Source organism: Acidimicrobiia bacterium (assembly GCA_016650365.1).
Taxonomy (GTDB): domain Bacteria; phylum Actinomycetota; class Acidimicrobiia; order Spongiisociales; family JAENVV01; genus JAENVV01.
Genome location: JAENVV010000265.1, coordinates 1 through 11,995 on the forward strand (window position 1 = coordinate 1; position 11,995 = coordinate 11,995).

An 11,995-nucleotide genomic window follows, 5' to 3' on the forward strand; every position below is an offset into this window, starting at 1 on the left:
AGGCCGACCACCATGGCCCCGAATTGTTCACGGATGGCGGCGGTCTTCAACGTCTGGCCGACCAGAACGCCCGCCACCGGAATTCGTTCAACCCGCAGCTCGAAGTGGCGACTCCCCTGCATCACAAACTCAATGACATCACCGAAACCACGCTGCATCGCCATGACGGCCATGCGTCGAGCGCCCACCCGGTTCGGGGCCACCACCCGGTCGGCGCCGGCCAGTTGCAGTTTCTCCTCAGACTCTGCCTCATTGGCTCGGGCAATAACGTGAACGCCGGGCCGAATCGCTTTAGCCGATAGAGCGATTACCAGATTGTCTGCATCGTTGCGGACGCTCGCCAGTACCGAGGCCGCCCGCTCGATGCCTGCCTGATCAAGAACCGTGTTGGTGGTGGCATCACCGAGGATTACGAGAGCCCCGAGCGATTCGGCGAGGGCAAATCGATCCTCGTTGTTCTCCACTACGACAACGTCCTCACCGCCAAGCACCAGGTCATGCCAGATGGATTCACCAACCCGGCCGAACCCACACAGAATGTGGTGATTCGATAATCTGTCGATGTCACGTTGCAATCGGCGTCTCCTACCTGAGATCGAGGTTGACTGTACGATCAGCTCCAGCCCCACACTCGCAGTGTAAAACACCGAACCCAAACCCAGCACGATGAGGACAACCGTCCACAGCCTCCCGAGCATCGAGAGAGGAAACACTTCGAGAAAGCCCACCGTCGTGATGGTCACGACCGTCATGTAAAACGAATCGAACCACGCGGCTCCTTCGATGAGGTGGTAGCCGACCGTCCCAATGACGGTGACGGCGAACACGAAGGTCGCCGCCCTCCGGAACCGTTGTCTCACGACGTGGGAACTTCGAAATCACCCGGATCGATGTCGTCGAGAAACTCTCTGAAGCGATCGATTTCGTCTTCCGTGAGCTCCTCATCCTCCCCTTCGAGCTCAATGCCCGCATCATCGAGCACTTCGACCGTCGCGAAAATGGGCGAGCCCGTTCGAGCAGCCAGGGCGAGAGCATCTGAGGGTCGAACCGACAACGTAACGTGATCGGGACCTCGAACGAGATCAAGGTCCGCATAGAAAACGCTGTCGCGAAGGCTGGTGACCACGACACGTTCGACCTGGGATCCGAGGGCTTCCGTCACCATCTTCAGCAGATCATGGGTGGTCGGTCGTGGCGATTCAACACCTTCGAGCGCATAGGCGATCGCGGTAGCCTCGACGGCCCCAATCCAGATCGGTAGGTACCGCGTGCCGGAACGCTCCCTCAGCAGAACGATCGGTTGATTAGACGGAAGCTGAATCCGTACCCCTACAAGATCGACTGGAACTCGCTCGCTCATGAGTCAAGATTATCACTGTCTTCCGGCCAAGGCTGCCCTGCCGAGGCAACCAGGGTCCAACACGAAGGCTCCGAAGTCCATCACCGACCATAAGCTGGGCAGATTCCGGTAGCTATTCTCCCAATCCATCCCGTACCCGATGAGGAATTCGTCGCCGACCTCGAAGCCCCGATACTCCAGCGGAACGTCAACCAGCCGACGGGCACTCTTGTCGATGAGCGTCACGGTTTCGAGCGACGCCGGCCTCCGAATCTCGATCATCCCTCGCAAGCTGCTGAGGGTAAGGCCCGTGTCAACGATGTCCTCGACGAGCACCACATGTCGGTCGGTCAGATCACTGGCGCAATCGAACGCGATGTCGACCCGACCGCCCTCGCCAAACCTGGTCAACCCGAGAAAATCGACCTCAAGCTCAATGGGACAGGCCCGGGACAAATCGGCCAGAAACGGGATCGATCCGTTGAGAATGCCGACCAGCACCGGAACCTTCCCGACATAATCGGCCGCCAATTGGGCTCCCAGCTCCTCAATACGGGAACGAAGTGTCTCTTGAGAGACGATCTCGGCAACAGTGTCGGATCCGGTCATTCGTCGAGCCCCCACAGCCAGTTCCAATATCGGCTTGCCCAGGCAACCGAATCGCGCAACCCGGGGAGCGCGTGCAGATCCTCGGTTCGTACGCCGGTCGTTCCGACCACCTCGTCGTTCACCGTCGCAACCACCACCACCCCACCCTCGGCCGAGCGAGGTTCGGCGACGATTCGATTGTCAGCAGGCACGAACACCTCGACCGGGTCCTCGGCCAGCGCCGGCTCGACGTCACCACCGGTCCGCACAATCCCGAGCTGCTGGGCGACATCGAACACGGATAGCACCGTAAAGGCATCAAACCCGAAGTTGAGTAACTGCGCGCTGTCTGCAAAGTGGTCCTCAGAACCCATCACAACCGCATAGATGCGTCGGCCGTCGCGATCGGCCCCGGCCACCAGAGCAAGGCAGGCGTCATTGGTGTAGCCCGTTTTGACGCCGAACGCCCCCTCATAGGTACGAACGAGCTCATTCGACAAGCGGGCGGTCCGGGCCGTTCCATCCGGCGCGGCGGGCATGTCATATGAGGTGGTTTTCACCATCGTTGCAAACTCGGGGATCTCCATCCCGTAGCGGGCGATCGATAACAAGTCGCGGGCCGACGAATAGTGCCCGGGTGAATCAAGACCATGAGGGTTGACAAAATGGGTATTCTCGAGCCCCATCTCAGCTGCCGTATCATTCATCATCCGGACGAAACCGGCTTCGGACCCGCCGACGTGCTCTGCGAGCGCCACAGCCGCGTCATTGGCCGACTGCAACAACAACGCATACAGGAGGTCGCCCACCGTCATCGATTCCCCGGCATACAATCCGATTTCCGACTCCCCCGCCCCGGCCGCGTGCGCAGAGATCACGACCCGATCGGCCAGGTCGGCGTTCTCAAACACCACAATCGCCGTCATCATCTTGGTGGTCGACGCCATAGGTCGCTGCGCATCGGGGTCTTTTGAGGCGAGCATTTGATCGAACGTGTCGTCGTAGACCAGCCAGGTGGCCGCCGAGATCGAGGGTGGCTGAGGGACCGGTAATCCTTCGAGGGGAATGGGGATCTGCGCGACGGTCGCCGCTCCGACGATCGGGGCGAAAAGTACTGAGACCAGCACCACGGCTATGGCAAGCAACCGACTCATCGGTCAAGGATGGTGGCAAGTTCCTCGCGCAGAAGATGCATTGTCGTCGTCGCGAACGCCCTGGCGAGGATCGCCATTCGGTCGGCGACGTTCTGGTGAGCTTCAGGACTGGCCGTGCGCATGAGCGGAGCGATGAGTTGTTGCACCAGGTCCGCCTGGCGATCCGCCGTCAACCGCAGTGTCCGTATGTGACGGGACTCCAACCCAAGATCCAGTAGCAGACGAGATTGTCTCGCCACCGCCAGAGCATCTGGACCGAAGAGGCCGCCTTTGGTTCGTCGCAGAACGCCGTGGCCCTCGAGTTCGGCGACTTCGGCACTCGAGAGGCCGGATCTTCTTACGAGTTCATCCTCCGTCACCGGTTCGTCCTCGCTGAAGAACTCAGCGGTCGGGGTTTCATCGTCGTCCCAGGACGTGATCCCGTGCTCCCAGTCCGCCAACCGGGATTTGATGACCTTGAGGGGGAGGAAGTGGTCTCGCTGCTGCTCGAGGATAAAGCCGAGTCGCTCCAGGTCTTCCTCAAAGAACTGGCGGTACCCGGAGGCGGACCGCGTCGGCGCGATCAGCCCCTGATTCTCAAGAAACCGTACTTTCGAGACCGAGATCTCCGGGAAATCATCCTTGAGGAGGTTGATTACTTCGCCAATGGATAGCGGTCCGGCGTCAGGCATCACCAAGCGCCACTATCAGATGGAACTTCCCGACAATGACTTCATCCCCCGCCTGGAGCGGAGCACGTTCGACGCCCACATCACGCACATAGGTTCCGTTCGTGGAACCAGAGTCTTCAACGATGAGTCCAGTTTCCGAAAGCATAAAACGACAATGATGGCGACTTACCGTGATGTCGTCCAGAAAGATGTCGCTATTTGGGTGTCGACCAACCGTGGTCGTGCCCTGGTTGAGGATATAGGTCAACCCGGCTCGCGGACCCCGTTCAACGACGAGCGCATATCCCGGTACGCCATCGACATGGGCCGCTTCCTCAGCCGACAGAGCCGGATGTTGGCCCGGCGTGACCGGGACAAAAATGACGGTTGGTTCAACGTCTCCCTCGACGGCGCACGTCGGGCATTCCGAGGATTCCTCGGGCAACTCGTTATGGCAGGTGGGACACGTCATACGACTCATGGTAGCTATCTATAACTCCGCTACCAGAGCGCCGTAGGCTTGACTGTCGATGAGTACCGAAAGATCGGCGCCGTCGGAAGGAGTCAGCTTAACGATCCAACCGGCTCCGTATGGATCGCTGTTCACGAGTTCGGGTTGATCGTCGAGCGATGTGTTGACGGCGACTACTTTGCCCGATACCGGTGAGTACACCTCACCGACCGACTTCGTGGATTCGACCTCGGCGAGGGTCTCGCCGGCCGTCACGTCCGCACCAAGGTCAGGTAGATCAACATATACGATGTCGCCCAACGCGTCCTGAGCAAAATCACTGATTCCGACGGTCAGTACACCATCATCGCCACGCACGATCCACTCGTGCGCCGCGGTATACAGACGATCTTCAGGAATGTTCATGGCGGTCCTTCTCTTCGGTTGCTTGGGAGCTTAACGATTTTCTGGCAGCGAGGCGCACATCTGCGCCGTACAAAACTGCCACGGCCCAGTAAAGACCTAACCCGACGATGCCTGCCAGGCCGGCCAGCGGCTGCAAGACCTGGTCGAGAAACCCGGCCTCGGCCACATAGTACGCAGGAATGGAGCCGTACAACAGGAACGTGGCAAGTTTCCCGATCCACCGAACATCGATCGTGTCATGGTGAACCAGCAACAACCAGACGGCAAGTACGGCCACGATGCTCTCCCTCACCAGGAGACCACCGACGAACCAGCCGGGGAGAATACCGGCGATCCACCCGGCGACCACCGCGGCGACGATCGCCAGTCGGTCGGCGATCGGGTCGAGCATTTTGCCGAGCTTCGAAACCTGGCCCAACCGTCTGGCGAGATAACCGTCCAGCCAGTCGGTGCTGCCGATTGCCAGAAGCAGAAACCCGGCCGCGATCAGTTCGTCGGCGCCCAGCAACAACCACACAAAATAGGGCACCGCCAGAATGCGGGCAAAGGAGATTACGTTGGGGAATGTCAGGACCCGGTCCTCGCCCCCCCGCCGATCAGCCAGCAGACGACTCCACAAGGTGGCATGCCACAAAATGACGGTTTCCCTTGTCCTCAAGATCAGGGTGGTCGTGAGTGCGACAGAAATCCGTTGCCATCGGGCAGCGGTCGACAAAACGACAAACCGGCGGTGGATTGATCGCCTTGGCAATTCCACCCTTGATGAGAACGTCGGGTCGCTTATAGGCGGGATCTGGCACCGGCACTGCCGACAGCAACGCTTTCGTGTACGGGTGTAAGGGATTCGACAACAGCTCTTCGGTGTCGGTGATCTCGACGATCTTGCCGAGATACATCACCGCGATTCGATCACACATGTATCGGGCCACCGCCAGGTCATGGGTGATGTACAGATAGGACACACCGAACTCTTCAGCGAGGGACAGCATAAGGTCCATGATGGAGATCCGGATCGAAACGTCAAGCATCGATGTTGGTTCATCCGCCACGACGAACGACGGGTCAAGTACCAACGCTCGAGCAATGGCGACCCGCTGGCGTTGCCCACCGGAAAGCTCGTGCGGGTACCTGAACATAAACGTGTCGGCTGGGGACAGTCCCACGAGGTCGAGCAGCTTGGCAACCCGCACCTCACGTTCCAGAACGCTCCCAACCCGTTGGACAGTCAGTGGCTCAGCTACGGTGTCGTACACGGTTCGGCGGGGGTTCAGCGACTCGAAGGGGTCCTGGAATATCATCTGAACCCGTCGCCGGAAACGCAACATGTCACGCTTGTCGATGGCTGCGATGTCGAGCATCTCGTCGCCGTCTTGCAGCAAGATCGAGCCGGCAGTGGGTTCCATAAGCCGGACCAACATGCGGCCGGTCGTCGACTTGCCGCAGCCTGACTCCCCGACCAACCCGAGGGACTCCCCCGGGGCGATCTCAAAGTTGATGCCGTCAACCGCATGGACATAAGCCTCCGGTGCACGAAAACGGCTCGAGCCGATCGGGAACAGCTTCTGGAGACCCTCGACCTTGACGAGCGGCCGGGTCGAAGCTGGTGCTTGCACGTCGGTCATTTTCGCAGCCCTTCACTCAACGGTGGTACGGATTCCCAGTTCCAACAGGCCACCCGGTGCCCTCCGCCAATCTCAGCGAGCGGCGGCTCCTCGGTGCGGCACTGGTCAGTCACGAACGGACAGCGCGGATGAAACCTGCATCCCGGCGGAGGATCGAGCAGATTCGGCGGCTCGCCTTCGAGAGGAGCAAGCTTGCGACGAGGCCCGGTGATGGAAGGGGTTGAAGACAGCAACAAGAATGCGTACGGATGCTTGGGATTGTGGAATACATCGATGGTCGGACCGGTCTCAACCATCTTGCCGGCGTACATGACGCCCATCCGGTCGGTGACCTCCGCAATGACGGCAATGTCATGCGAGATATAGATGATGCTCATCCCGAGATCGTGCTGAATCTTCTTTAGCTCGGTAAGAATCTGGTCCTGGACGATAACGTCAAGCGCGGTGGTCGGTTCGTCGGCAATGATGATCTGCGGATCACAGGAGAGCGCCATGGCGATAATGGCTCGCTGGCGCATCCCCCCGGAGAACTCGTGCGGATAGCGGTCCATCATCTGGGGATCAAGACCGACCATTTCGAACAGAGACGCAATTCGCTCCCGACTCTCGGTGTGCGAAAGCTGGGGCCGGATATGCAGATCCATCGCTTCTTTGATCTGTGCACCCACGCGGTGCACCGGGTTCCAGGCGTTCATCGCACCTTGGAACACCATCGAAATGTCAGACCAACGGTGCGATCTGACCTCGGCCGGAGTCATCTTCAACATATCCTCGCCATTGAGAACGATCTCGCCTCCTTTGAAGGTGGCGTTCTCGGCCTGCAGTTGCAAGAGTGCCATGGCCATTGACGTCTTCCCGCATCCAGACTCGCCAACCAGCCCGAACGATTCTCCTGATTTGAGTGAGAACGAAACGTTCTCGATCGCGGAAACATCACCCTTTTCGGTGCGGTAGTGCATGACGACATTACGCACGTCAAGGATCGGGGCGTCGCTCGGTACTTCTTTGGATACGGTCACGTCAACCCTTCCTAGCGATTCCGCAGGCGCGGATTGATGATTTCATCCATACCCCGACCGGCGAGATAGAACGCTCCCGCCAGCAAGGTGACCGCCAGTCCAGCAGGAACTATGAGCCACCACGTTGCCGGGTTGAGCAAGTATCCGGCCGACTGGGTCTTATTGATCATGAGCCCCCAACTCATCTGGATGTTGAGAAGTCCGAGAAACGACAGGACCGCCTCTGAAGAGATGGCTCCGGTCACGGAAAACATCACATACAGAAACGACAGCGGCATCACGTTGGGGATCAAGTGAGCTGTCACGATCCGCCAGTTGTTACCACCGGCCACCCTGGCCGCATCAATGAAGGGTTTCACCTTGACAGATAGTGCCTGGGATTTGAGCACGATGGCCGTGCCTCCAAACCCACCCAATAGGCCAAGGAATATGGCGAGATGCCAGAGCTTGAACCGGCCGAAGCTGCTTGCGACGATCAAAACCGCCAAAATCGGCAGCATGAGCAGCAGATCGGCAAAGCGCATGAAGAAGGAATCCACCCACCCGCCAAAATAGGCGGATACCGATCCGACCGTGGTGGCGATGAACACCGTTACAAAGGCTGCCAGCAATCCCAGCCCGAACGCCGCCCTGGCACCGTACATCAGCTGCGACAAGATGTCAGAGCCATTCGGGTCCGTACCGAGCAGGTGATTGCGATCGGGTGGCCAGGGGTGTGTGAGTTCCCGCTGGATTACGTCACCAACCTGTACGTTTTGGCCCTCAGCAATCAAACGGCGCCGATCGATCTGTGAGGTGGGATCGACCACTTCGTCGACATTGGCGACCACCGTCAGCTCGGCGATCCGTACCCGCGTGTCGTTGCCGGTACGAACGTCATAGACTTTGGCATCCCACACGCCGGTGGCGAACAGGATTGGCTGGGCAAGACCAAGGATCGCAAACAAGATAATGATCACGAGGCCGACGAGGCCGACCCCGTTTCGCTTGAAGAGCTTCCAGTTTGATTTGAAGCTCTCCCACATAAGGCCTGCCCTGATCCGCCACAGCGGGCGGTCAGGGATCTGGACTTCGATCCTTTGAAGAGACTCAGGTACCTGTTTCGTATCCATCCGGATTACCCCTGACTCGTGACTCGGATACGGGGATCAAGCACCCCGTACAGGATGTCGGCTGCAAAGTGGCCCAGCAGGGCCAGGATGCCCGTGAAGGAGAAAGCGGCCAGCGCAACCGGTATGTCTTCGGAAACCACAGACGCCAAAAGTAGCTGACCCATGCCTGGCCAACCGAAAACCGACTCGGTGATGATCCCCCCGTCGATGACCGTAGCGACCGCCAGGACGAGCGAGGTCGAGACCGGCAGGAGAGCGGTGCGGGCGGCGTGCCGGTCACGGACCATCGCCTCACTCAAGCCTTTGGCTCTCGCCGTGGTGACAAAGTCTTCCTTCATGGTTTCCAACATCGAGGTGCGGGTAATGAGCATGACACCGGCAAACCCGACCATGGTGAGGACACTTACCGGCAGGACGAGATGAATCGCCACATCTTTGGCGTACACCAGGTACTTGTTGGTCGCCCAGAACAACCAGAACCCGCCGAGGCCAACCACCCAGGCCCCGATCTTGACCAACCGACGTTGATTCGGCCGGTCAAGGCGACTCGAAGCCCAGGAGGTGAGTCCGATGAAGGCGGTCACCGCCAGCAACGAGAAGAACATGACGACCATTACGTGATTGGCCGAAACCGGAGCATCCCGCCAGGTCGCCTCGACGATGAAGCCGTTGGTCGGAACCCATCCGAGCTTGACCGCAAACAGGAGGATCATCATGAGGCCGAACCACGGATAGAAGACCGTGAACAGGGAGACTCCGGCAATGGTGATCGCTATCTCACCTCGCTTGTTCCGACGCCAGGCGAGATACTTGCCTGCCTGGAAACCGATCAGATACTGAAACAACAATGCGACCGAGAACAGCATCACCGTCCGCGGTAATCTCTCGGCGATAAGCTTGCTCACCGGCTGCGGGTAGCGCGACCAGCTAACGCCAAGATCACCGGTGAAGAAGTTTTTTGTATAAATCCAAAACTGCTCAAGAGGAGGTTTGTCGAGGCCACGACGGGCCAACGCCTGCGTGATGGCCTCCGGCGGCAAGTTGGGATTCAAGCGAAGCTGCTGCTCAATGCTGTTCCCAGGGATCGCCTGAAGGGCGATCCACGACAAGGCAAAGAAGACCAGGAACAGCACAACCATTTGCACGAATCGCTTGATCACGTATCGGCCCAACGGAGATCCTTTCGTAAAGGCGTTGGCATGATACCCGCTCACCTATCACGCTGCGACGTACACGCGAATACGGTCATTGGCATCACGCCTTAACAGAAACCGGGGAGGGCCTAGGCCCTCCCCGGTTTCTCAATCGTTACCTAAGCAGTGTGTTACTGCGAAGACCGGACTGAGGCTTGCGAACCGTTCCATTGCTGGATACCACCCAGACCCGCTGTGAACGGGAAGGAGAGGTTGTTGCGATAGGCCTCAAGAACTGGAGTCGTGAAGAGCACCACGTATGGCACTTCTGTCGCGATGATTTCTTCCATCTGGAAGATCAGTTGCTGAGCATCGGCCAGTTCGGTAGCTTGCTTGAACTCGGCTGCCAGAGCGTCGAATTCGGCATTCTTGAAGCCTGGCGTGTTGAAGCCACCTTCAGCCGAATCCTGTGACGACTCGAAGAAGTCGACGACATAGTCCGGGAAGACGCCGGTACCCCAACCGAGGATATACATATCCCAGTCGGTAGGACCGAACGTCTTCTCGACGATGACGTTGAAGCCAGTCGGCTCGGCGGACAACGGAATACCGAGGTCCTGAGCCCAGTCTTCAATGAACAGCGAGTAGGTCGCACGGAGCGGGTCGTACCCAGGTCCAGGAGCCAACACGGTCAGATCGCCAATGGCTTCGCCGTTTAGCTTGAGGCCTTCACCCTTCGGGATGACGTCCAAGTTGTCGGCATCCCATGCAGGCTCGACGTCCCACGTCCAACCAGCATCCTTGAGGATCTGGACGGCCTGGGCGACGCGCTCTTCCTGGCTCAGTCCGGCACAAATCGCCTTAATGTCGGCGTTATGCCAGTAAGAGTTGGCAGGAGGCACGGTCGTGTCAAGGGAAATGGCGACGCCCTGAAGGACGTTGTTCGCCATGAACTCCTTGTCGATCATGCAAGCAATTGCCTGACGGAAACCGGTGTCAGACATCGGGAAGTTGCGAGTATTGAACGAGAGGTAACGGAAGCCCGAGTTCGGGTTCGTGATGACCTCAAGGTCAGACTCGGCAAGAATGCGATCCAGGAACCCGCGCTGTACACCGAGGGGTGTCAACCAGAAGTCAACTTCGCCTTCGGTAAGCGCCAACACGGCCTGGTCCTGTCCACCGGTCACGGTGAACACAACTTCGCTCGCATACGGACCGACAACATCCTCGGAGATAACTTCTCCTTCGGGCGTGCCACCGTACGACTCGGTTACCCCAGCCGGGCTGGTGTACTCGACAGCACCGTTCTCGTAGACCACGGTTTTCGCACCGGTGTCGTAATACGGGGCTGCGCTCAAACGAGCAAAGGCCCCTTCTTCACGGCTCGTGAAGGTGAACCCACCAGCGGAGGGAGCGCCGGCACCGGAGGAGGCTTCAAAGGTCTCTGCGTCAGCCGAAGAGGCGACGATCGGACCCCAGAAGTGCTCTGGCATGACCGGGAACTGAGCGGCACCGTACTGCCAGAGCGGCAGGCCAGGAGCACCATTGAAGGTGTAGACGACCGTGTAGTCATCGGTGGCTTCAACCGAAAGCAGGCCAACAGCCGACTCGTCGACGTCAGCGGTTGCCGGATCATCATCTGTTGCCAGAGGAATCGAACCCAGCCAGTTACCACCAAGGCCAAGGTCTTTAACGGTGTTGAAGGTGAAAGCGACGTCATTGGCGTCGATGGCTTCGCCATCGGACCATGTCAAACCTTCACGCAACGAAACCGAGATGACCCAGTTGTCACCATCAGCTGCGCCGATCGGCGGCACTGCGTCAACAGCCATGGCTGGCGCCAGCGTGAAGCTGGGAGCCACCTGGGTGTAGACGGCAGCAGCCTGTCCACCGAGCAAGTATCCGTTGTACACCGAGTTGTCAGTGTCAAGGTAGGTCCAGTAGTTGTCCGTGGTGAAGTCTTCAATCACCGCGATCTTGTACTCGAACCCTTCGGCCGATGGCGGAGTCGTATCGTCCGTCATGGTCGTGTCAGTTGTATCTGTTCCAGTTGTCGTGTCTGTAACGTCATCGCCAGGCGCTGCCGTTGTGTCACTCGTTGTGCCACCGCAGGCCGCGGCAATCATGGCAAATACTGCCAGGAGTGCTACGAACCGCCATGGAAACTTCGATGAGGCTCTCACCGTCATGTCCTCCAATATTTCGGTCAATCTTGCGCACGCGTTCTGCCAGAGCAGAAAACGCCTGCCTCTCTCACGCGGTTCGGCGAGCAGCCCACAGCCGCTCGCCAGCCCGAATGGGGAAGGTACGCACACACGCTATGCGTGAGCAGATGCAGATTACAGGTTTCCGCCCGGATTCTGCAACCGAGGTCACCACGGTTCGTTCGGATCGGGGCCAGGTCCGCCCCGCTAGTCTGACGGAAACGGGCTGTGGCGCAGCTTGGTAGCGCGCTTGTCTGGGGGACAAGAGGTCGCGGGTTCAAATCCCGCCAGCCCGAC

13 protein-coding genes and 1 tRNA gene are annotated in these 11,995 nt (G+C 59.0%); 1 reads left to right on the forward strand and 13 read right to left on the reverse strand.

Going from position 1 to position 11,995, the window contains the following annotated elements:
• From JJE47_15095 to JJE47_15155, 13 genes are all read right to left on the reverse strand, one after another.
• The coding region (locus JJE47_15095; protein MBK5268746.1) for an NAD-binding protein at nucleotides 1-860 on the reverse strand (860 nt) is incomplete at its 3' end.
• A complete protein-coding gene (locus JJE47_15100) occupies nucleotides 857-1,360 on the reverse strand; it encodes a bifunctional nuclease family protein (GenBank protein MBK5268747.1) in 504 nt (167 codons plus the stop codon). The genes JJE47_15100 and JJE47_15095, both read right to left, overlap by 4 nt.
• Before the next feature lie 12 nt (nucleotides 1,361-1,372).
• Nucleotides 1,373-1,948 carry a hypoxanthine phosphoribosyltransferase gene (hpt, locus tag JJE47_15105; GenBank protein ID MBK5268748.1) on the reverse strand — a complete coding sequence of 192 codons (576 nt, stop codon included), beginning with the start codon at nucleotides 1,946-1,948 and terminating at the stop codon, nucleotides 1,373-1,375.
• Nucleotides 1,945-3,081 (reverse strand): D-alanyl-D-alanine carboxypeptidase, encoded by a 1,137-nt coding sequence (locus JJE47_15110; protein ID MBK5268749.1) that lies wholly within the window; start codon nucleotides 3,079-3,081, stop codon nucleotides 1,945-1,947. Before JJE47_15110 ends, hpt begins: the two co-directional genes overlap by 4 nt.
• Nucleotides 3,078-3,752 carry a MerR family DNA-binding transcriptional regulator gene (locus JJE47_15115; protein ID MBK5268750.1) on the reverse strand — a complete coding sequence of 225 codons (675 nt, stop codon included), beginning with the start codon at nucleotides 3,750-3,752 and terminating at the stop codon, nucleotides 3,078-3,080. The genes JJE47_15110 and JJE47_15115 overlap by 4 nt, the downstream gene beginning before the upstream one ends.
• The gene (locus tag JJE47_15120) at nucleotides 3,745-4,203 is read right to left on the reverse strand and encodes an FHA domain-containing protein (GenBank protein ID MBK5268751.1); all 459 of its coding nucleotides are present in this window, start codon (nucleotides 4,201-4,203) and stop codon (nucleotides 3,745-3,747) included. Before JJE47_15120 ends, JJE47_15115 begins: the two co-directional genes overlap by 8 nt.
• A gap of 18 nt (nucleotides 4,204-4,221) precedes the next feature.
• A complete protein-coding gene (gene gcvH / locus JJE47_15125; protein ID MBK5268752.1) occupies nucleotides 4,222-4,608 on the reverse strand; it encodes a glycine cleavage system protein GcvH in 387 nt (128 codons plus the stop codon).
• Nucleotides 4,595-5,227: a CDP-alcohol phosphatidyltransferase family protein gene (locus JJE47_15130; protein ID MBK5268753.1), complete on the reverse strand. Its 633-nt coding sequence runs from the start codon at nucleotides 5,225-5,227 to the stop codon at nucleotides 4,595-4,597. The genes gcvH and JJE47_15130 overlap by 14 nt, the downstream gene beginning before the upstream one ends.
• Nucleotides 5,205-6,230 (reverse strand): ABC transporter ATP-binding protein, encoded by a 1,026-nt coding sequence (locus tag JJE47_15135; GenBank protein ID MBK5268754.1) that lies wholly within the window; start codon nucleotides 6,228-6,230, stop codon nucleotides 5,205-5,207. The genes JJE47_15130 and JJE47_15135 overlap by 23 nt, the downstream gene beginning before the upstream one ends.
• Complete coding sequence (locus JJE47_15140; protein ID MBK5268755.1) at nucleotides 6,227-7,189, reverse strand: ABC transporter ATP-binding protein; 963 nt, start codon at nucleotides 7,187-7,189, stop codon at nucleotides 6,227-6,229. The genes JJE47_15135 and JJE47_15140 overlap by 4 nt, the downstream gene beginning before the upstream one ends.
• 71 nt (nucleotides 7,190-7,260) lie before the next feature.
• Nucleotides 7,261-8,361, reverse strand: a complete 1,101-nt coding sequence (locus JJE47_15145) for an ABC transporter permease (GenBank protein MBK5268756.1) — start codon at nucleotides 8,359-8,361, stop codon at nucleotides 7,261-7,263.
• A gap of 5 nt (nucleotides 8,362-8,366) precedes the next feature.
• Nucleotides 8,367-9,575: an ABC transporter permease gene (locus tag JJE47_15150; protein ID MBK5268757.1), complete on the reverse strand. Its 1,209-nt coding sequence runs from the start codon at nucleotides 9,573-9,575 to the stop codon at nucleotides 8,367-8,369.
• A gap of 110 nt (nucleotides 9,576-9,685) precedes the next feature.
• Nucleotides 9,686-11,683 carry an ABC transporter substrate-binding protein gene (locus JJE47_15155; GenBank protein MBK5268758.1) on the reverse strand — a complete coding sequence of 666 codons (1,998 nt, stop codon included), beginning with the start codon at nucleotides 11,681-11,683 and terminating at the stop codon, nucleotides 9,686-9,688.
• A gap of 237 nt (nucleotides 11,684-11,920) precedes the next feature.
• Here JJE47_15155 and JJE47_15160 point away from each other — a divergent pair.
• A tRNA-Pro gene (locus JJE47_15160) sits at nucleotides 11,921-11,994 on the forward strand.
• The last annotated feature ends 1 nt before the right edge of the window (nucleotide 11,995 follow it).